Here is a 19,627-nt window from a genome sequence, read left to right on the forward strand (position 1 = left end):
GCCCCGCGCGTTTCCGTCAATGATGGTGGTTGTCGTGGTGATGGTCGTCGTGATGGTGATCGTCGTGACGGTCGTAGTGGGGGCGACGCGGCGGCGGGGGCGGCGGACGATGGTAGTCACGTCCCCAGTAGCCGCCGCCGCGGTAGATCACGGGCGGCGGCGCGCGATACACCGGCGCCGGCGTGACGATGACGGGGGGCGGGGGGCCGTAGGCGGGGACGCCGATGCCGAGGTTGACGCTGATCTCTGCTTGCGCCGTCGTGGCGGCGGCCATGACGGCAAGACCCGCCACCAGGGTCAGGGTGGATCGTTTCATGGTGATGTCCTTGATTCTGTGTGTGCCATCCTCGCATGCAGGAAACATGCCGCCTCGCGTGCAAGCGGCATTGTCCTGTGCGATCCGGGGGAGCCGGTTCCGGGAAATGTCCCGGATCGGTTCCGGCGCGCGAGCGCCGGGAAACGGCTCCCTGCTCAGCCCTTGCTGGGGGTCTTGGCCGGCTGGGGTTTCTTGTTGTGGACGGTATGGCGGTTATGCGCCTCGCCGAAGACCTTGTCGGCGTTCTTCTTCTGCTCGTCGGACATGCTGTTGTAAAGAGGCGCGAACACCGCGGCGAGTTTCTTCACGCCGTCGGAGTTGGCCTGCGTCATGTCGGCGTAGGAGTTCAGGTCGTCCAGCGCCGTCATGCTGGTGTTGGCGTTGCGCTTTTCCACCAGTGCGTCGATCTGGTCGGCGTTGTCGCGCATGGTCTGCGCCACGGCGTCCCATTGGCTTTCCTGGGCGGCCGTGATCTTGAGCTGGTCGTGCAGGCTCTTGATGTGCTTTTCGACGCGATCGTTGGTCCGGTGCGGCGTCGCCGTCTTGGCATTGGCGGGAGCCGTGGTCATGGCCGCCGGCGCGGCGGGGTTGGCCGGCCCGGTGGCGGTCTGCGCGATGGCCGGCGCGCCGGCCAGGGCGGCGGCGGTCCAGAGGGCGGCTTGCAGCGCGATGCGTGAATTCATGATTGTTCTCCTAGCGATTGCCTGGCCCGGCCAGGTGGCGCGGGACGAGGCGAGAATACGCAGGCGGCAGTCCGCGATCTGCATGTGTTTTTTTCAATCGTGATGAATCGTACTGTCAGCTTGCCGTCCATGCGCGCAAGGCCACGGAAAGACTAGTCCAAAAGGCCGGCGGCGCGATGGCGGGTTTTCAATCGCTTACCCTTTGTTCACGGGCGCGCCGCGCGTCGCGCGGGCCGTCCGCGCCACCGTGCGTGCGTTGCGTGGCCTTGGGCTGACCCCCAGCCTGAATTCAGTCTGAATCGTGGCCGCCCGCCGCAGCGCCGGCCGCCTCCGCGCACACCTCCCGCAGGATGCGCACCAGCGATTCCTCGGCTTGCAGGGTGAATTCGCGGCGGCGCCGGATCAGGCTGACCGGCGGCAGCGTCCAGTCGAACGTCCAGGGCACGATGGCGATATTGCCGTCGCGGCTCAGGTCGGTGGCGATTTCCTCGGGAACGATGGACATCAGGCTGTCGTCATGGGCCATCAGGCCGGCAATCACGTCCATGGAATAGGTTTCCGTCATCGGCGCCGGCGGCCGCGCGCCGGCGCGGGCGAACAATTCGCTGATCATGTTGCCGATGGGCGTCGCCGGCGAGGGCAGGATCCAATTCATCTCCGCCAGCGCGGCCCAGTCCGGCGGCCGGCGCGCCAGGGACTGGGCCAGCCGGCGGTTGGCGACCAGCGCGGGGCGTTGCGGATACAGCACCTCGTGCCGCAGTTCGTCCATGCCCTTCATGACGGCCGCCCGGCCGATCACGCAATCCAGGGCATGGGCGCGCAGGCCGTCCAACAACTGGTCGGTGGTGGCGCGCTGCAGGCTGATCGTGATGCGGTGCCGCTCGTACAGGCGCTCGACCAGCGGCACCAGCACGCGCGCCGAAATATACGGGATCGCGCCCACGTGCAGATGGGCGGTGTGCCCGCCGCGCACCGCCTCCATTTCCGCGGCCCAGCGGTCGACGTCCTGGAGCATCTGGCGCGCGCGCACGATGGCGCGTTCGCCCAGCGGCGTCGGACGCAGGCCGCGCGGCGTGCGCAGGAAAAGCGGGGCGCCGAAAATAGCCTCTATCTCGCCCAGCGCCTTGGTGGCGGCAGGTTGGCTGAAGCCCATTTCCTCGGCGACGCGGGTCAGGGACTCGCGTTCGGCGATGTGGATCAGCAGCGCCAGGTGGCGCAGCTTCAGGCGCGAGACCAGGCGCGCGGCGGCGGTCGGGGAGGGGGAGGCGGGCATGAGGGCGTGTTGTGGCGGACGACGACGTGAGCGGAGGGGGCCGGGCGGGCCATAAAGAGTCATGAAGGACCATCAAGGACCATCAAGGGGGCAGCCGCCAGGACCAGGTATAACCGTCTGTTTATGCCGGCATTATAAAAAACCGGTAATGGGTTATTTCGCCAGACCTATACTGCTTTTACCTTTGCCTTGGCATTCCCCCGACCGAGGCGCCCGACGTCCGGGAGCGCCTGCTCCTGCGCGGGGCGCCCATCGCGCCGGCCCCCTCCGTATTCATTTACCGGTCTCTCACGCCGCCATGTCCTCATCCTTCACCACTCGTCCTGAAATCCGCGGCACGTTTGGCGTGGTGTCGTCCACGCACTGGCTCGCCAGCCAGGTGGCCATGAGCGTGCTGGAGCGCGGCGGCAACGCCTACGACGCGGCCGCCGCGGGCGGCTTCATGCTGCAGATCGTCGAACCGCACCTCAACGGCCCCGGCGGCGAAGTGCCCATCCTGTTCTGGAGCGAACGCGAAAAGCGCATGCAGTCGCTGTGCGGCCAGGGCGGCGCGCCGGCGTTGGCGACGCCGGCCCGGTTCCGCGCCATGGGCCTGGACCTGGTGCCCGGCATCGGCCTGCTGCCGGCCACCGTCCCGGGCGCCTTCGGCGCGTGGCTCACCCTGCTGCGCGACCATGGCACCTGGGAGCTGGCCGACGTGCTGCGTCCCGCCATCGACTACGCGCGCAACGGTTTTCCGCTGGTGCCGCGCATTCCGCAGGCCATCTATGCGGTGCGGGAGCTGTTCCGCGAGGAGTGGTCGAGCTCCGCCGCCGTCTGGCTGCCCGACGGCAAGGTGCCGCATCCCGATCGCCTGTTCCGCACGCCCGGCATCGCCGCCACCTATACGCGCATCCTGGAAGAGGCCAGCCGCGCCGGCGACCGCCGCGCCCGCATCGACGCCGCGCATGACGCCTGGTACCGCGGTTTCGTGGCGCGGGCCATCGACGACTTCTATCGCAACACCGCCATCCGCGACACCACCGGCGAACGCAACAAGGGCCTGCTGCGCCTGGAGGACATGGCCGACTGGCGCGCCACCTACGGCACGCCGGTGACCACGGACATCGGCCGCTACACCGTGGCCAAGTGCGGCCCCTGGTCGCAGGGACCGGCGCTGTTGCAGCAACTGGCCATGGCGCGCCACCTGGGCCTGGACGGCGTGGCGCCCGATTCCACCGAGTTCGTGCACCGCATCGCCGAGGCCGCCAAGCTCGCCTTCGCCGACCGCCTGGCGTGGTACGGCGATCCCGACGCGGTCGACGTGCCGCTGGCGGGCCTGCTGTCGGACGAATACGCCCGCGCGCGCGCCGCGCGCATCACGGAACAGGCCGGCAAGGCGCTGGACCCCGGGCAGCCGCAGGGGCGCGCGCCGCGCCTGCCTGACCTGGAGGCCGCCGCGCGCACGCTGGCCAGATCCGATACCCGCTTCGGCGTCGGCGAGCCGACCTTCGCCCAGTTGCCGCCCGTGCAGGAGTGGGCGGCGCGCGAGATCTTCGTCGGCGACACCTGCCACATCGATGTCATCGACCGCGACGGCAACATGGTGGCGGCGACGCCGTCGGGCGGCTGGCTGTCGTCCAGCCCGGCGGTGCCGGAACTGGGCTTTTCCCTGACCACGCGCCTGCAGATGACCTGGCTGGACGAAGGGCTGCCCGGTTCGCTGCGTCCGGGCATGCGGCCCAACACCACGCTGTCGCCGGGCATGGCCCTGCGCGACGGCGAGCCCTACCTGGCCTTCGGCACGCCCGGCGGCGACCAGCAGGACCAGTGGACGGCGCCTTTCTTCCTGCGCCACGCGCTGCACGGGATGAACCTGCAGGAGGCCATCGAAGCGCCGTCCTGGCATGTCGATCATTTCCCGAGTTCGTTCTGGCCGCGCTCGACCACGCTCAACCGCATCACGGTGGAAGGCCGCATGCCGGCGGCCACGCTGGAAGGACTGCGCGCCGCGGGGCACGAGGTCAAGGTCGGCGCGGACTGGTCCGAAGGCCGCATCAGCGCCTGCGCGCGCGAACCGGCGGCCGGCGGCGGCTTGCTGCTGCGCGCGGGCGCCAATCCGCGCGGCATGCAGGGCTACGCGGTCGGCCGCTGATGGCGCGGCCGCGCCGCCCGCGGCCCGAGAAAAATGGTCCGGCTTCGCGCGATGCGCGCGGCGCCAGGGTTTCCGCCGGCATACGCACCGGCTCTTTGCGATAAGGGGATTTTCATGCCTTCCTTCCGACGTTTCTTCCGCGGCGCGCTGGCCGCATTGGCCATCATGCCGGCGCTGGCCGCGGCCGCCTATCCCGACAAGCCCATCACCCTGGTGGTGCCCTGGGCCGCGGGCGGCTCCACCGACATCCTGGCGCGCCTGTTGTCGCAGCACCTGACGACCTCGCTGGGCCAGTCGGTGATCGTCGAGAACCGCTCCGGCGCCTCGGGCAACATCGGCTCGTCCTACGTGGCGCGTTCCAAGCCGGACGGCTACACGCTGCTGATCGGCTCGATGAGCACGCACACCATGAACCAGGCGCTGTACGCCACGATGCCGTTCGACGGCGTCAAGGACTTCACGCCCATCGCCGAGCTGGCGTTGGTCACCAACACCATGGTGGTCAATCCCGCGCTGCCGGTGAAGAACGTCGCGGAGTTCATCGACTACGCCAAGACGCACACGCTGGCCTACGCATCGGCCGGCGCGGGCTCGACCAATCATCTGAGCGCGGCCATGTTCGAGAAGGCCACGGGCATCAAGATGACCCACGTGCCTTATCGCGGCGGCGCGCCCGCGGTGCTGGACACCGTCGCCGACCGCACCCAGTTGCTGTTCAGCGCGGGCACGCAGACGCTGCCCCACGTCAACTCCGGCAAGCTCAGGCTGCTGGCCGTGACGGAGGACAAGCGTTCGCCGCTGCTGCCCGACGTGCCCACCGTCGGCGAAACCGTGCCGGGCTACGAATTGGCCGTATGGTATGGCGCGTTCGGGCCGGCGGGCATGGATCCCGCCGTGGTCGACAAGCTGAACAAGGAAATCAACCGCATCCTGGCCCTGCCGGACGTGCGGAAACAGATGGGCGACATCGGCGTGCAGGTGTTGCAGACCACGCCCGCGCAGTTCGCCGAAGTGTTGCGGCGCGACGCCGACAAGTACGGCAAGCTGGTGCGCGAACTGGGCATCCGCGCCGAGGATTGAATATGACCCCGACCCTGGATCTGTCGGCCGCCGCGCCGCTGCTCGATGTCGACGCGCTCGCGTCGGCCTGCGCCGGCCGGGATCCGGTGGCGCTGTTCGGCGCCATCGACCGTTACCTGCGCCCCTTGCTGGGCCATACGCTGTGCACGGTCAACCGTTTCGAGGCCGAGCGCGTCGCCGTGCGGCGCCTCTACAGCTCCGACCCCCGGTCCTATCCGCCGGGCGGCTCCAAGGACAAGGCGGGCATGCCGTGGGGACGGCACGTGCTGCTGGAGCGGCGCGTGTACGTGGGCGAGGGCGAGGCGGCGATCCGCGAGTCGTTCGACGACCATGCCGCCATCGCGTCGCTCGGCCTGAAATCGGTGATCAACGTGCCGGTGGTGATGGGCGACGTCTGCCTGGGCACGTTGAACCTGCTGATGCCGGCCGAGCGCGTGACGCCGGCCATGGTGGCCGGCGCCCGGCTGGGCGCCATGCTGGCGGTGCCGGGATTCCTCGGCCTGCGGGCGGGCTGAGGCGGCGCGCCGGTCCTGCCGGCCGGTCTTCCCGGCCGGCCCTCCTGCCTGGTCTTCCGCGCCGGTCCTCCTATTGTCCCGGCGGTTTCCAGTTGGCCATCATTTCCTTCATCTCCTTGTCCATCTGCTCCGGCGTCATGTCGCGCGTGTGCGTCGCCATGGACCAGCGGTGCCCGTAGGGATCTTCCAGGACGCCGTAGCGGTCGCCCCAGAACATGTCGGCGGGCGGCATGATGGCCTTGCCGCCGGCTTCGATGGCGCGGGCGTAGGCGGCGTCGACGTCGGCGACGTACAGGTGCAGCGTGATGGGCGTGCCCTTCAGCGCGACGGGGCTGAACGACCCGCAGCTCGGCATTTCGTCGGCCAGCATCACCTTGGAATCGCCGATGCGCAGCATGGCGTGCATCAGCTTGCCGTCCGGGCCGGGCAGGCGCGTCAGTTCGGCGGCGTCGAAGGCTTTCTTGTAGAAGTCGATGGCGCCGGCCGCGTCGCGGCAGACGAGATGCGGCGTCACCGTGTGCGTGTCCGGGGGAATCGGTTTGACGGTCGTGTTCATGGCGGGGTCTCCTGGGGTGTCGGACCGCCCGGCGGGCGGCTTCGCTTCATTGCGACGACGAATGACGATCCGCGGGATCGACATGGCGGGGATTGGCCTGTTTGATTCCTACTTTCTCGCAGTTGTCATACGAGGGATAGGACTTCCGCGCGTGAGAAACCTATTGTTTCTATTAATATGCTGGGATATAAGTTCTATTCACAATCGTAGAACACTCGTAGAACACAGCTTGCGCACGGCTGGCTGCGCCGGACCCTGGATCCGGAAAAGTCGAGACAAGGCATAGGGGGGCAGATGGCCGCAGGAGGGAAAACCGGGCACGAGGGCGCGGAGGACGGCGATCTCTTCACGTTCGCGGCCGAACCGGAAGGAGGCGCGGCGCGGACGCCGGGCAGCGACGACGGCGCGCAGGCCGCCGCGACGGGTTTTACCGTTCTTTCGGTCGACGACGATGGCGAATTCCAGCGCTCGCTGCGCCTGGCATTGGCCAATTTCACCTTCCTGGGCGAGCCGGTCCGCATTCTTTCCGTCAATTCCGCCGCCGCCGCGGCGCGCCTGCTTGCCGAGGGCGAGGAGATCGCGCTGATCCTGCTGGACGTCGTCATGGAGACCGACGATGCCGGCCTGAGGCTGGTGCGCAGCGTGCGCGAAGTGCTGGGCAACGCCGAGGTGCGCGTGGTGCTGCTGACCGGGCAGCCCGGCATGGCGCCGATGAAGCAGTCCCTGTCGCAACTGGACATCAGCGACTACTGGCTCAAGACGGACCTCACGGTGGAACGCCTGCACGGCATCCTCATGAGCAACCTGCGCACCTGGGAGCAGATTCGCGCCCTGGGCCGCGCCCGCAAGGGCCTGCAGGTGATCGTGGAGGCCGGCAACTGCCTGACCCGTTCCCGCAGCCTGGCGGATTTTTCGCAACGCGTGGTGCTGGAGCTGGCGCGCCTGCTGGGCGTGGCGCCGGAAGGCCTGGTGTGCGTGGCCGAGGACGGCGGCGCGCAGCACGACCCCTTGCAGGCGCGCATCGTGGGCGCCGCGGGCCGATTGGCGGACGCCATCGACATGGCCCTGGGGGACCTGCGCCAGGGAGAGATCCGCGATGCCCTGGTGCGGGCGCTGACCTTGCGCGCCAACGTCGACGGCGGCGCCAGCCAGGTGCTGTTTTTCCCCGGAGCGGAGGACGGCCCGCACGCGGCCACCTATATCGCCACGGGCCGCGTGCTGGACCCCACCGAGCATGAATTGCTGCGGGTCTTCGCCGCGCACATCAACTCCGGCCTGATCAACGTCGCCTTGAACAGCCGGCTGGACCGCGTGGCCTACGAGGACACGCTGCTGTCCCTGCCCAACGCCAACGCCATGCTGCGGGCCCTGGCGCCGGTGCTGGAGCAGCCGGCGCCGCGCGACCGCGCGATATTGTTCGTCGAGCTGGACCAGTACACGGCCAGTTGCCTGGCGCTGGGCGTGGAGCAGGGCAACCTGATGCTGCAGAAGATGGCGGCGCGGCTGCTCGCGGTCTTTCCGCCGCCCAGCCTGGTGGCGCGCCTGCACGACGACACCTTCGCCATCCTCGGGCAAGCCGAGCGGCTGGGGCACGACCAGGTCGATCAACTGGAATTCATGGATGGCGGCGACGACCAGGTCTTCATCAGCGTGCGCGCGGCGCGGCTGGACCTGGACGCCTACGAGGGCTCCGCCGCCTCGGCGATGGCGCTGGGTTCGCTGCTGCTGCGGCGTTCTCCCATCAAGAACGGCGTGGGCCTGGCGGAGTACGAGGCGCGCGAGGAGCAGATGCTGAACCAGCGCTTCCTCCGCTCGCGCGAGCTGTCCCGCGCCGTGCGCTGCGACCAGATCGGCATCGAATTGCAGCCCCAGGTGGATATCGTCACCGGCCGGGTGATCGCCGCCGAGGCGCTGGCGCGCTGGACCCGCGAGGACGGGGTGCGCGTGCCGCCCGCCGAGTTCATCCCCATGGCCGAGGCGAACGGCTTGATCATTCCGCTGGGCAACCGCGTGCTGCGGCTGGCGTGCGAGGCGCTGGCGCGGCTGGGCAGGGCGGGCCACGAGGACGTCAAGGTGGCGGTCAACGTCTCGGCCGTGCAGTTCGCGCGGCGCGGCTTCATGCAGGAATTGATCGCCCTGGCCGCCGAATACGGCGTCGATCCGCGGCGCCTGGAGCTGGAAATCACCGAGAGCGTCGCCATGCACGATCATGAAAGCAACGGCGTGCTGCTGCGCGGTTTGCGCGAGGCGGGCTTTCCCATCGCCATCGACGACTTCGGCACCGGCTATTCGTCCCTGGCCTATCTGCGCGACATGCCCGTCACCACGCTGAAGGTGGACCGTCATTTCATCCAGGCCATCGACCAGGAGGCGGGCGATCACGTCATCGCGGAGATGATCCTCAAGCTGGGCCGGCGCCTGAACATGCAGCTCGTGGCCGAGGGCGTGGAGACGGCCGGCCAGGCGGCATGGTTGCTGGCGCACGGCTGTCCGTACGCGCAGGGCTTCCTGTACGCCCGCCCCGAGCCCATCGACGACTTCCTGGACCGATTGGGGCGGCAGGCGCAGGCCTTGGGAGGGTGATGAGCGCGCCGGGCCGCCCCAAGCGCGAATCCTCCCTTGGGGAGGCAGTCGCGAAGCGACAGGAGGGCATCCCATGAGCGTAATGCCGTCTGCCGCCGCGCCTGCGCGGACTTCCTTGCTGCGCGCCTTTCTCGCCTTGCCGCGGCCGGTGCGGCGCCGCTTCGCCGTCATGCTGCTGCCCTGGCTGGTCGTTTTCGCGACGGGCTTTCCGTGGTTGTGGGCCAAGTTCGACGCCCTGGCGCAGGAGCCGCTCTGGCGCGAAAGGGAAGGCTTGCTGGACGAGTCGATGGAAATCCTGCGGCGCACGCTGGACAGCGTGGAGCACGACGTGCTCTTTCTCAGCGACATGTCCGCGCAACTGCCGCGCGACAACGTCGCCGACGGCTCGCCGATGGCGCGCCTGTACATGACGTTCTCGCGCACGGCCGGGGTCTACGACCAGGTGCGCTGGCTGGGACAGGACGGCCGCGAGCGGCTGCGCGTGAACTGGCGCGTGGGCAGCCCCGTGCTGGCGTCGCCGTCCGAATTGCAGGACAAGGTCACGGGACCTTATTTCGAGGAGACGCGCGGCACGCCGCCGGGCTCGGTGTATTTCTCGCAGATCAACCTCAATGAGGAGCACGGCGGCGTCGAGCGCCCGCTGGTGCCGACGCTGCGCGTGGCCACGCCGCTTTACGAGCACGACGTCGCCCAGGGTGTCGTGGTGCTCAATTACCGGGTATCGCGCCTGCTGAGCCGCTTGAACGACCTGGCCCGGCGCCAGGGCCTGACGGTGCTGCTGCTCAACGACAGCGGCTACTGGCTGCAGGGACCCGAGCCCGACGACGACTGGGCTTGGCAACTGGGCGCGCCGCAACGCCGCGTCTCCGATACCGACCCGGCCTTGTGGCGGGCGCTGGGCCGCGAGAACAACGGCCGCTACCGCGGGCGCGACGGCGACTATGCCTTTCGCCGGCTGCGCATAGGCACGGATACGTTCACCGACATGGAGAGCGCGGGGCCCGTGATCACCAAGGTCGGCGTGATCGTGCTGGTGAGCGGCGACCGGGGGCAGGCGGCGGGCTGGGCCGATAGCTGGAAGATGATGCTCGCGCCCCTCATGGCCCTCGCGCTGCTGGTCACGCTGCGCTACGGCTGGATGACGATGCGCGGCATGGTCGACGACGAGGCGCGCGCGGAGGAATTGCGCCGCGCCAACCAGGCCTTGCGCGAGGCCTACGGCAATCTGACCAATGTGCGCGCGGACCTGTCGCGCGCGGAGCGCCTGTCCTCGCTGGGCCTGATGGTGGCCGGGGTGGCGCACGAACTGAATACGCCGCTGGGCGGCGCCAGCCTGGCGATCAACACGTTGGCGCAATCCGTCGACACCTTGCGCGGCCGGCTGGAGGCGGGCCTGCGCAAGTCGGAGCTGCAAGGCTTCCTGTCCGAGGCGGACGAGGCTACCCGGCTGGCCGATGCCGCGGTGCGGCGGGCATCGGCCATCGTGCGCCGTTTCAAGCAGGTGGCGGTGGACCGCACTAGCATGGAACGGCGCTCCTTCGTCCTGGACGAAGTCGTGCTGGACGCCGATCCGCGCCTGCGCAAATGGCCTTACCCAGGGCAGATCGAGCTGCGCCTGGAACTGGAGCCGGGGCTGTTCATGGACAGCTATCCCGGCCCGCTGGAACAGGTGATCGGCAATCTTCTGAACAATGCCCTGGCGCACGCCTTCGACAACGCGCAGGGCGCCGGCACGCTGCGCATCCAGGCCCACGGCGAAGCGCGCGACGACGTGGTCGTGCGCGTCATCGACGACGGCGCGGGCATCGACGCGGCGGACCTGCCGCATATCTTCGATCCCTTCTACACCACCAACCGGCGGCACGGCGGCACCGGCCTGGGCCTGCACATCGTCGCGCAGATGGTCAACGAGGTGCTGGGCGGCCGCATCGACGTGCAGAGCCGGCGCGGGGGCGAACGCCATGGCACGACCTTCACGCTGGTGCTGCCGCGGCAGGCGCCGGCGGGGCGGGCTTAGGGCCTACCCGCGTTCCGCGGGGAAGGGCGCTTTCCCGCGCGCCGGGGCCCTAGTGTATGTCCTAGGTAGGCACGGGCCGACCGCGTCGGCAAAATCCCTTGGGGTTTTTGAATGCAATTTTGAATGCAATTTAGCCAAGGGGATAGGAAATGGGCGGCAAGCGATTCTTGCTGGGCGTGGCGGCGGCCGCGGTCCTGACGGCGGGCGGCGGTTCCGCGTGGGCGGGCAAGGCGGACGATACCCTGGTATGGGCCACCGCCTCCGAGATGAATACGCCGGACATCTACTACGGCAACCAGCGCGAAGCCTTGATCGTGACCTACGCGATGTGCGATTCCCTGGTGCACCGCGATCCCATCACCAACGAGTACAAGCCGCTGCTGGCCACGAGCTGGGCGTGGACCGACGACCGCACGCTGGACGTCAAGCTGCGCAAGGGCGTCAAGTTCCACAACGGCAAGGAGATGACCGCCGAGGACGTGGCCTATACCTTCAACACCCTGGCGCCCGAGAGCAGCGGCATGGCGTTCCGCGCCCTGGTCGACTGGATACAGAACGTCGAGGTGGTGTCGCCCTATGAAGTGATCTTCCATGCGAAGCATCCCGCGCCCGCCGCGTTGGAATACCTGACGGGCACGTCGCCCATCTTCCCCAAGGGACACTACGACAACGCGCCCACGGTGCCCACCGCCGACGGCAAGACCCGGCGCGATTACGGCGCGGTGCTGCCGATGTGCACGGGGCCGTACAAGCTTCAGGAATACAAGCCGGGCCAGTCCCTGACCCTGGTCAAGAACGACCAATATTGGGAAGGCAGTCCCAAGGGCAAGCCCCATATCGGCAAGATCGTGCTGCGCACCATCCCGGATGTCGATACGCAGGTCTCGGAGCTGATGACGGGCGGCATCGACTGGATGTGGGGCGTGCCGCCGGAGAACGCCAAGCTGCTGGCCGAGCAGGACAACATCACGGTGAAGTCGGCCCCGACGATGCGCATGTCCTTCCTGTCGCTGGATGCCTCGGGCCGTTCCGGCGACAACCCGATGAAGGATATCCGCGTGCGGCGCGCCGTGTTCTACGCCATCGACCGCGCGGCCCTGGTGAAGAACCTGATCGGCCCCGGCTCGGTGGTGCAGAAGTCCATGTGCACCATGAACCAGTTCGGCTGCACGGACAAGGTGCCCGATTATCCCTACGATCCGGCCAAGGCCAAGGCGCTGCTGGCCGAGGCGGGCTACCCGAACGGCTTCGACATCACCTTCTACGCCTACCGTGACCGCCAGTACACGGAGGCGGTGGCGAATTACCTGCGCGCGGTCGGCATCCGCACCAACATCCAGTTCCTGCAATGGGGCGCGCTGCGGCCCATCGTGGTCGGCGGCAAGGCGCAACTGGCGCACCTGACGCTGGGGTCCAACGGCATGCTGGACGCGTCGGCGTCGACCAGCTACTACTTCAAGTTCACGGGCGACGACTACGCCCGCGATCCCCAGGTGCGCGACTGGCTGGAGACCGCCGATACGTCGACCGATCCCGAAAAACGCAAGGAGTACTACGCCAAGGCCTTGTCGCGCATCCAGGACCAGGCGTATTTCGTGCCGCTGTACACCTACGGACGCACCTATGCCTTCAACAAGGACCTGGACTATCCCTTGACGCCCGACGAAATGGCGCATTTCTACCTGGCCCGCTGGAAGTGATCCTCCAGGGTTGAACAACCGGGCGGCGCCGGCGGGCGCGCCCCAGCCGGTCTTTTCCCATGCTGTCCTATGCAGTCAAGCGTTTGCTGGTTACGTTGGCGGTGGTCGCGGTGGTCTCCGTCGTGGCGTTTTCGCTGGTGCACCTGTCGGGCGACCCCGCCGTCGCCATGGCCGGCGAGAACGCCACGCAGCAGGATGTCGAGAACATCCGCAAGGTGTACGGCTTCGATCGTCCGCTGGCCGAGCAATATTTCAACTGGGTGGGCCGGGTGCTGCATGGCGACTTCGGCCGTTCCTTCTATCTGCGCACGCCCGTCCAGCCGGTGTTGGCCGAGTACGCGCCGGTGACCGTGCGGCTGGGCCTGATGGCGCTGGCGTTCACGCTGCTGCTGTCGATCCCGCTCGGCGTGCTGGCGGCGCTGCGGCCCAACACGCTGGTCGACCGTTTCGCGCTGTGGCTGGCGGTGGCGGGGCAGGCCGTGCCGTCCTTCGTCTTCGCCATGCTGCTGATCTTCGTCTTCGCGGTGACCTTGCGCTGGCTGCCCGTGTCGGGCGGCTCGACCTGGCTGCATTTCGTGCTGCCGGCGGTGGCGCTGGGCTATAACGCGGCGCCCGCCATCATGCGCCTGACCCGATCCGGCATGATCGAGGCCTTGCAGTCGGACCACGTGCGCACGGCGCGCGCCTACGGCCTGTCGCGCTGGCGCGTGGTGCTGCGCCACGCCTTGCGGCACGCCATCATCCCGGTGGTGTCGCTGGCGGCCGTGCAACTGGGCTACATGCTGGGCGGCTCCATCGTCATCGAAACGGTGTTCTCGCTCAAGGGCCTGGGCTATCTGGCCTGGCAGTCCATCCAGCGCTCCGACATCGAGGTGGTGCAGGCCATCCTGCTGGCGATCGCGGTGGTGTACGCGCTGCTGACCTTGCTGGCGGACCTGCTGAACGCGGCGCTGGACCCGCGCATCCGGATTTCCTGAGATGAATATGCAAGCATCCACGCCGGCGATCGCGCCGCCGCCGACCGCGGCGGCGGCCGCGACGCGCCTCCTGTCGCCGCGCCAGGCCGCCGTGCGCCGCGCGTTGCGGCACGGCGGGTTCTGGTTCGGCGGAGGCATCCTGCTGATCATCGTTTTCTGCGCCGTCTGCGCACCGCTGCTGACCTCGGCCGATCCCGCCTTGCAGGATCTGAGCCAGCGCCTGATTCCGCCGGTGTGGTCGCCCAAGGGTAGCTGGGCGCACCTGCTGGGCACCGATGCGTTGGGCCGCGACTATTTCGCCCGGCTGCTGTACGGCGCGCGCATTTCCCTGGTGGTCGGCGTCCTGACCGTGCTCGTCTCGGGCGCGGTGGGCACGGCGCTGGGCGTGGCCGCCGGCTATTGGGGCGGGCGGATCGACCTGGCGGTGAACTTCATCCTCACCATCCGCCTGACCTTGCCGGTGGTGCTGGTGGCCCTGGTGGTTGTGGCGGTGGTGGGCAACTCGCTGCCCCTGCTGATCCTGGTCATCGGGCTGCTGCTGTGGGACCGCTTCGCCGTCGTCACGCGCAGCGCCACCCAACTGCTCGCCGGCCGCGAGTTCGTCGGCGCCGCGCGCGCCATCGGCAGTTCGACGCCGCGCATCCTGTTCAAGGAAATCCTGCCCAACCTGACGGGGCCGCTGGTGGTCGTCGCGTCCATCGAAATGGCGCACGCCATCCTGCTGGAGGCGACGCTGTCCTTCCTGGGGCTGGGCGTGCAGCCGCCGCTGTTCACCTGGGGGCTGATGATCGCCGAGGCCAAGAACCAGTTGATGTTCCGCCCCTACCTGATCGCCGTGCCGGGCGCCGCGCTGGTGCTGCTGGTGCTGGCCATCAACATGCTGGGCGACGCGCTGCGCGACGCCACGGCGCCGGAGGGCAGGGCATGAGCCGGGCGGCGCATCCCGAGCGCGCATCTTCCCCGGGAGAGGCGGGCGAGCCCGTGTTGGACGTGCGCGGCCTGGCGGTGGAAATTGCGACGGCCGACGGCCTGTTGCGGCCGGTGCGCGGGGTGGACCTGCGCGTGGCGGCCGGCGAAACCCTGGCCATCGTGGGCGAATCGGGCTGCGGCAAGAGCCTGACGTCGCTGGCCATCATGGGCCTGCTGCCGCGCCAGGCGCGCATCACCGCGCAGCGCATCGCCTTGAAGGGTGCGTCGCTGCAAGGACTGTCCGAGCGCGACTGGCGCCAGGTGCGCGGCAACCGCATCGCCATGATCTTCCAGGATCCGATGACCGCGCTGGACCCCTGTTACCGCGTCGGCGACCAGATGACGGAGGTGTTGCGCCAGCACCGCGCGGTCAGCCGCGCGGACGCCATCGCGCGGTGCGTGGAGCTGCTGCGACAGGTCGGCGTCTCCTCGCCGGAACAGCGCCTGGCGCAATATCCGCACCAGTTGTCCGGCGGCTTGCGCCAGCGCATCATGATCGCCATGGCCTTGCTGTGCGAGCCCGAACTGATCATCGCCGACGAGCCGACCACGGCGCTGGACGTCACCATCCAGGCGCAGATCCTGCACTTGCTGGCGCGCATCCAGCGCGAGACCGGCATCGGGCTGGTGCTGATCACGCACGACCTGGGCGTGGTGGCCGGCATCGCCGACCGGGTGGCCGTGATGTACGGCGGCCAGGTGGTGGAAACCGGCGCCTGCGCCAGCGTGCTGGCGCGGCCGCTGCATCCCTACACGGAAGGCCTGCTGCGTTCCATCCCGGTGCCCGGGGCGACGCGGCGGGGCGAGATGCTGGGTTATATCCCGGGCGTGGTGCCGCGCCAGGCGGGCGCGTTGACGCGCTGCGGTTTCCTGGAGCGCTGTCCCTACGCCGGCGCGGCCTGTGCGGCCGGGCCGGTGCCCTTGCGCGAGGACGACGATACCGGCCATGCGGTGCGTTGCGTGCTGCCGGTCGATGGCGGCGGCCGGCCTGCCGATGCGTGGCAACGCTTCACGCGCGCCGCCGTCGCCGGTGCGGGCGAAGACATACCGGCAAGGAGCGCGGCATGAATCTTGATGCCATCGATTCGGCGGGCGCGCGCAAGGCGGCGCCATCCGATGCGCCGGCGGAGCGCGGCGCCGTATCCGTCACGACGTCCGGCGCGATGACCGATGCAAGGCCTGGCATGAGGCCGGGCGCGCCGCTGCTGCGCGCCAACGCGGTGACCCGCGACTACAAGGTCGGCGGCGGCATCCTGCAGGCCGTGCGGGGCGTGGATCTCGACGTGTACAAGGGGCAGACCCTGGGCCTGGTGGGCGAGTCCGGCTGCGGCAAGAGCACCCTGGCCAAGCTGCTCCTGGGCATGGAAGCGCCGACTTCCGGCACGGTGCTCGTGGACGGCCGGCCCGTGTCCGCCTATGGCCGGCTGGAGCGCGCGCGCCTGATCCAGCCCGTGTTCCAGGACCCGTATTCCTCGCTCAACCCGCGCATGACGGCGGCCGCCATCATCGGCGCGACGCTGGAAGTCCGCGGCGAGCGCGCCGGCGCGCGGGCCCGCAAGGTCGCCGACATCGCCCATGCCGTGGGCCTGCCGCCGCATCTGCTCAACGCCTATCCCAGCCAGTTGTCGGGCGGCCAGCGCCAGCGCGTGGCCATCGCCCGCGCGCTGATCGGCGAGCCGGAAATCCTGGTCTGCGACGAACCGACCTCCGCCCTGGACGTGTCGGTGCAATCGCAGATCCTCAACCTGCTCAGCGGCTTGCAGCGGGACTTCAACCTGACCATGGTGCTGATCAGCCACAACCTGGCGGTCGTCCACCATCTCGTCGACCGGGTGGCCGTGATGTACCTCGGCGCGGTGGTGGAGGAGGGCGCGACCGCCGACGTCTTCAACGCGCCGCGCCATCCCTATACCGCGGCGCTGCTGGGTTCGGTGCTGGCGCCGACGCCGGGCGCGGGCCTGCCCGCCATCCCCTTGTCCGGCGAGTTTCCCAGCCCGCTGCATCCGCCGCCGGGCTGTGCGTTTCATCCGCGCTGTCCGCGCGCCCGGGAAACCTGCGCGCGCGAGACGCCGCGCATGACCGGCGCCGCGCATCGGCATGCTTGCCATTTTCCCCTGGAGGAACCTCATCATGACTCGTAGCGCAGCCATCCAACGCGCACAGGAATACTTCGACGACGGCACGCTCTTCGCTGACGTGGCGCGCCGCGTGGCGCGGCCGACCGAGAGCCAGAATCCCGAGCGCGCCGCCGAGCTGCGGGCCTACCTGGACAAGGAGATGCGGCCGACGCTGGAGGCCCTGGGCTTCGACTGCCAGGTGCTGGAGCATCCGCGCGCCAAGGGCCCCTTCCTGTTCGCGCAGCGCATCGAGGATCCCGCGCTGACCACGGTGTTTTCCTACGGCCACGGCGACGTGGTGCCGGGCATGGAAGGCCGTTGGCGCGACGCGCTGGATCCCTGGACGCTGACGCCCAGGGACGACCGCTGGTACGGGCGCGGCGTGGCCGACAACAAGGGGCAGCATTCGATCAACCTGGCCGCGCTCAAGTGCGTGCTGGAAACCCGCGGCAAACTGGGCTTCAACGTCAAGTACCTGATCGAGATGGGCGAGGAAATGGGTTCGCCCGGCCTGCTCGACGTGTGCGCCGCGCATCGCGACCTGCTGCGCGGCGACGTGCTGATCGCCTCCGACGGCCCGCGCCTGCTGGCAGAACGGCCGACCCTGTTCATGGGTTCGCGCGCCATCGTCAACGTCGACCTGGAGATCGACGCGCGCGAAGGCGGCCATCACTCCGGCAACTGGGGCGGGCTGCTGTCCAACCCCGGCATCCAGTTGGCCAACGCGATCGCCACCATCGTGGGTCCCACCGGCAAGATCCTGGTGCCGGAGTGGATGCCGCCGGAGCTGCCCGGCTCCGTGCGGCGCGCGCTGGCCGACTGCGTGCTGGACACGGCTGACGGGCCCGCCATCGATCCCGGCTGGGGCGAGCCGGGCTTCACCGCGGCGGAGAAAGTGTACGGCTGGAGTTCGGCCGAGGTCCTGGCCTTCGTGTGCGGCAATCCGGACAAGCCGGTGCATGCCATTCCGCCGCGCGCCTGGGCGCGCATGCAACTGCGCTACGTCGTCGGGGTCGATCCCGAAGCGGTGGTGCCGGCCTTGCGGCGCCACCTGGACCGGCTGGGCTACACCATGATCGAACTGTCCAGTCCGCGCCAGGAAATGGCGCCGGCCACGCGCCTGGACCCCGACCATCCGTGGGTGCAATGGGCGGCCGCGTCGATCGCCGAGACCACGGGCAAGAAACCGGCCATCCTGCCCAACCTGGGCGGCACCTTGCCCAATCACGTCTTCAGCGACACCCTGGGCATGCCCACGCTGTGGGTGCCGCATTCCTATGCGGGATGCTCGCAGCACGCGCCCAACGAGCACCTGCCGGTGGCCATTGCCCGCGAGGGCATGGCCATCATGGCGGGCTTGTACTGGGACCTGGGGGAGAAGGCGCCGGCCTGAGGCTTATCGCCGGCAGGACCAGTACGGGCAGCCGGATTCCTCCACCACGGCCGTCGCCAGCGGGCCGGCGCCGCGCAGGAGTTCGCGGATGGCCTTGGACGATTCCTCGTCCGTGCCCCGGCCGTCGCCGATTTCCACCCCGGTCCCGTCGAGCAGGTTCTCCACGTCCTGGCGGGCGCGGTAGGCGGCCTTCAGGTCGAGGTCCGCCGGTGCGGGGGCGAAGACGGCGGCCTGGACCCGCGGCTGCGTCGTGCAATAGCGGTCGATGATGGCGAGGCCGCGCAGGGTCGCCTGCCGGGTCACCCTGTCGCGCAGGTCGGCGGCTTGCGCGCGGCAATGGGCGAATTCCGCCGGCAGGAAGCGCGCGAGCACCTCGGCCCGGTCGTCGTTACGGTTGCACTGGCGCAGGTCTTCCACCCGCGTTTCGCCGGGCTTGCGGTCGGGCATGGGATTGCCGTCGGGCGCGTCGCCCATCATTACTCTCATGATGCAGGCATCCAGCGTCTGGACGCCGTCCAGCGCGGTGGCGTAGCCGTCGAATCCCAGATGTTGCAGCGTGCGGTTCAGCCGCGCGGCCGCCAGCTTGTCGCTCAGATCCTGGTCGTGATTGGCCGAGGCCACGGCGACGAGCGCCGCGGCGACCGCCAGGCCGGCGACGGAAAGCGTCGCGCCGGCGGCCGCCGGCCGCAGCTTCTCGCTGTACAGCGCGACCAGGGCCAGCAGGAAGCCGCAGACCAGTCCGCCGGCGTGCGCCGCGTTATCGATGGAGAAGACGGTGCCGGCGCCGAAGGTCAGCACCAGGCTCAGCATCAGGTTGCGCACGGGGAAATGCAGGCGGCCGGTCCTGCGGTCGCGCAGGGCGTAGGCCAGCGCCGCGCCGAACAGGCCGAGAATAGCGCCGGACGCGCCGCAACTGACCATGAGCTCGCCCCGGTTCCACAACGCCGTGGTCAGGCTGCCGCACAGCCCGGACAGCAGGTAGATGCCGAGAAAGACCGGCCAGCGCATGCGCGGCTCCAGCACCAGGCCCAGCGACCACAGGGCCAGCATGTTCATGGCCAGGTGGGCGAAGCCGACGTGCAGGAACATGCTGGTGAACAGGCGCCAGTACTCGCCGGACAGCGTCAGCGGCGGGACGTTGGCGCCCCAGTCGATCAGGAAGGAGCCCTGGCTCAGCGTCTCGAACGCGCGCGTGTCGACGAATCCCAGGCCGGCGTAGACGGCGACGTTGGCGATGACCAGCAGCAGGGTGATCTTGCTGGCCCGGAGGGCGGGAAGCAGGGACGGTCGGCCTGGGGAGGGCATGGGGAAAAG

The 19,627-nt window shown here is 69.2% G+C and carries 16 protein-coding genes; 11 read left to right on the forward strand and 5 right to left on the reverse strand.

Annotated elements, in window-relative coordinates:
• Positions 1-16: 16 nt before the first annotated feature.
• The 3 genes from CAL29_RS13605 to CAL29_RS13615 all read right to left on the reverse strand — a co-directional run bounded on the left by CAL29_RS13605 (position 17) and on the right by CAL29_RS13615 (position 2,272).
• Positions 17-316, reverse strand: a complete 300-nt coding sequence (locus tag CAL29_RS13605; protein WP_179284013.1) for a hypothetical protein — start codon at positions 314-316, stop codon at positions 17-19.
• Positions 317-471: 155 nt separating this feature from the next.
• The gene (locus tag CAL29_RS13610) at positions 472-999 is read right to left on the reverse strand and encodes a Spy/CpxP family protein refolding chaperone (protein ID WP_143277661.1); all 528 of its coding nucleotides are present in this window, start codon (positions 997-999) and stop codon (positions 472-474) included.
• Between the two features lie 289 nt (positions 1,000-1,288).
• Complete coding sequence (locus CAL29_RS13615) at positions 1,289-2,272, reverse strand: LysR family transcriptional regulator (RefSeq protein WP_094853525.1); 984 nt, start codon at positions 2,270-2,272, stop codon at positions 1,289-1,291.
• Between the two features lie 298 nt (positions 2,273-2,570).
• Between CAL29_RS13615 and CAL29_RS13620 the strand changes: the two genes are divergently transcribed.
• The 3 genes from CAL29_RS13620 (at position 2,571) to CAL29_RS13630 (ending at position 6,001) form a co-directional block, all read left to right on the forward strand.
• A complete protein-coding gene (locus CAL29_RS13620; protein WP_094853526.1) occupies positions 2,571-4,406 on the forward strand; it encodes a gamma-glutamyltransferase family protein in 1,836 nt (611 codons plus the stop codon).
• 114 nt (positions 4,407-4,520) lie between these two features.
• Entirely contained in the window at positions 4,521-5,486 is a 966-nt protein-coding gene (locus CAL29_RS13625; RefSeq protein WP_094853527.1) for a Bug family tripartite tricarboxylate transporter substrate binding protein, read from the forward strand.
• 2 nt (positions 5,487-5,488) lie between these two features.
• Positions 5,489-6,001, forward strand: a complete 513-nt coding sequence (locus CAL29_RS13630) for a GAF domain-containing protein (protein WP_094853528.1) — start codon at positions 5,489-5,491, stop codon at positions 5,999-6,001.
• Between the two features lie 70 nt (positions 6,002-6,071).
• Here CAL29_RS13630 and CAL29_RS13635 read toward each other — a convergent pair whose 3' ends face one another.
• A complete protein-coding gene (locus tag CAL29_RS13635) occupies positions 6,072-6,557 on the reverse strand; it encodes a VOC family protein (RefSeq protein ID WP_094853529.1) in 486 nt (161 codons plus the stop codon).
• 294 nt (positions 6,558-6,851) lie between these two features.
• On the opposite strand from CAL29_RS13635, the gene CAL29_RS13640 reads away from it, so the two are divergent.
• The 8 genes from CAL29_RS13640 to CAL29_RS13675 all read left to right on the forward strand — a co-directional run bounded on the left by CAL29_RS13640 (position 6,852) and on the right by CAL29_RS13675 (position 18,313).
• Complete coding sequence (locus CAL29_RS13640; protein ID WP_094853530.1) at positions 6,852-9,140, forward strand: putative bifunctional diguanylate cyclase/phosphodiesterase; 2,289 nt, start codon at positions 6,852-6,854, stop codon at positions 9,138-9,140.
• 73 nt (positions 9,141-9,213) lie between these two features.
• Positions 9,214-11,157 carry a sensor histidine kinase gene (locus tag CAL29_RS13645; protein ID WP_094853531.1) on the forward strand — a complete coding sequence of 648 codons (1,944 nt, stop codon included), beginning with the start codon at positions 9,214-9,216 and terminating at the stop codon, positions 11,155-11,157.
• A gap of 149 nt (positions 11,158-11,306) precedes the next feature.
• Positions 11,307-12,857, forward strand: coding sequence for an ABC transporter substrate-binding protein (locus CAL29_RS13650; RefSeq protein WP_094853532.1), 1,551 nt, complete (start codon positions 11,307-11,309; stop codon positions 12,855-12,857).
• 59 nt (positions 12,858-12,916) lie between these two features.
• Positions 12,917-13,834, forward strand: a complete 918-nt coding sequence (locus CAL29_RS13655) for an ABC transporter permease (protein WP_094853533.1) — start codon at positions 12,917-12,919, stop codon at positions 13,832-13,834.
• Between the two features lie 7 nt (positions 13,835-13,841).
• Positions 13,842-14,762, forward strand: coding sequence for an ABC transporter permease (locus CAL29_RS13660; RefSeq protein ID WP_373559781.1), 921 nt, complete (start codon positions 13,842-13,844; stop codon positions 14,760-14,762).
• Positions 14,759-15,871: an ABC transporter ATP-binding protein gene (locus CAL29_RS13665; protein ID WP_094853535.1), complete on the forward strand. Its 1,113-nt coding sequence runs from the start codon at positions 14,759-14,761 to the stop codon at positions 15,869-15,871. The genes CAL29_RS13660 and CAL29_RS13665 overlap by 4 nt, the downstream gene beginning before the upstream one ends.
• Positions 15,868-16,944 carry an ABC transporter ATP-binding protein gene (locus tag CAL29_RS13670; protein ID WP_218831850.1) on the forward strand — a complete coding sequence of 359 codons (1,077 nt, stop codon included), beginning with the start codon at positions 15,868-15,870 and terminating at the stop codon, positions 16,942-16,944. The genes CAL29_RS13665 and CAL29_RS13670 overlap by 4 nt, the downstream gene beginning before the upstream one ends.
• On the forward strand, positions 16,934-18,313 hold the full coding sequence (locus tag CAL29_RS13675; RefSeq protein ID WP_094853536.1) for a M20 family metallopeptidase: 1,380 nt from the start codon (positions 16,934-16,936) through the stop codon (positions 18,311-18,313). Before CAL29_RS13670 ends, CAL29_RS13675 begins: the two co-directional genes overlap by 11 nt.
• A 3-nt stretch (positions 18,314-18,316) precedes the next feature.
• Here CAL29_RS13675 and CAL29_RS13680 read toward each other — a convergent pair whose 3' ends face one another.
• Positions 18,317-19,618: a rhomboid family intramembrane serine protease gene (locus CAL29_RS13680; RefSeq protein WP_179284014.1), complete on the reverse strand. Its 1,302-nt coding sequence runs from the start codon at positions 19,616-19,618 to the stop codon at positions 18,317-18,319.
• Positions 19,619-19,627: the final 9 nt, after the last annotated feature.

Source organism: Bordetella genomosp. 10 (genome assembly GCF_002261225.1).
Classification (GTDB): Bacteria; Pseudomonadota; Gammaproteobacteria; order Burkholderiales; family Burkholderiaceae_B; genus Bordetella_C.

What these genes read in the sequence shown, in the direction of transcription:
- CAL29_RS13605 (WP_179284013.1), bottom strand. Translation starts at nt 316, where the DNA reads ATGAAACGATCCACCCTGACCCTGGTGGCGGGTCTTGCCGTCATGGCC.
- CAL29_RS13610 (WP_143277661.1), bottom strand. Translation starts at nt 999, where the DNA reads ATGAATTCACGCATCGCGCTGCAAGCCGCCCTCTGGACCGCCGCCGCC.
- CAL29_RS13615 (WP_094853525.1), bottom strand. Translation starts at nt 2,272, where the DNA reads ATGCCCGCCTCCCCCTCCCCGACCGCCGCCGCGCGCCTGGTCTCGCGC.
- CAL29_RS13620 (WP_094853526.1), top strand. Translation starts at nt 2,571, where the DNA reads ATGTCCTCATCCTTCACCACTCGTCCTGAAATCCGCGGCACGTTTGGC.
- CAL29_RS13625 (WP_094853527.1), top strand. Translation starts at nt 4,521, where the DNA reads ATGCCTTCCTTCCGACGTTTCTTCCGCGGCGCGCTGGCCGCATTGGCC.
- CAL29_RS13630 (WP_094853528.1), top strand. Translation starts at nt 5,489, where the DNA reads ATGACCCCGACCCTGGATCTGTCGGCCGCCGCGCCGCTGCTCGATGTC.
- CAL29_RS13635 (WP_094853529.1), bottom strand. Translation starts at nt 6,557, where the DNA reads ATGAACACGACCGTCAAACCGATTCCCCCGGACACGCACACGGTGACG.
- CAL29_RS13640 (WP_094853530.1), top strand. Translation starts at nt 6,852, where the DNA reads ATGGCCGCAGGAGGGAAAACCGGGCACGAGGGCGCGGAGGACGGCGAT.
- CAL29_RS13645 (WP_094853531.1), top strand. Translation starts at nt 9,214, where the DNA reads ATGAGCGTAATGCCGTCTGCCGCCGCGCCTGCGCGGACTTCCTTGCTG.
- CAL29_RS13650 (WP_094853532.1), top strand. Translation starts at nt 11,307, where the DNA reads ATGGGCGGCAAGCGATTCTTGCTGGGCGTGGCGGCGGCCGCGGTCCTG.
- CAL29_RS13655 (WP_094853533.1), top strand. Translation starts at nt 12,917, where the DNA reads ATGCTGTCCTATGCAGTCAAGCGTTTGCTGGTTACGTTGGCGGTGGTC.
- CAL29_RS13660 (WP_373559781.1), top strand. Translation starts at nt 13,842, where the DNA reads ATGCAAGCATCCACGCCGGCGATCGCGCCGCCGCCGACCGCGGCGGCG.
- CAL29_RS13665 (WP_094853535.1), top strand. Translation starts at nt 14,759, where the DNA reads ATGAGCCGGGCGGCGCATCCCGAGCGCGCATCTTCCCCGGGAGAGGCG.
- CAL29_RS13670 (WP_218831850.1), top strand. Translation starts at nt 15,868, where the DNA reads ATGAATCTTGATGCCATCGATTCGGCGGGCGCGCGCAAGGCGGCGCCA.
- CAL29_RS13675 (WP_094853536.1), top strand. Translation starts at nt 16,934, where the DNA reads ATGACTCGTAGCGCAGCCATCCAACGCGCACAGGAATACTTCGACGAC.
- CAL29_RS13680 (WP_179284014.1), bottom strand. Translation starts at nt 19,618, where the DNA reads ATGCCCTCCCCAGGCCGACCGTCCCTGCTTCCCGCCCTCCGGGCCAGC.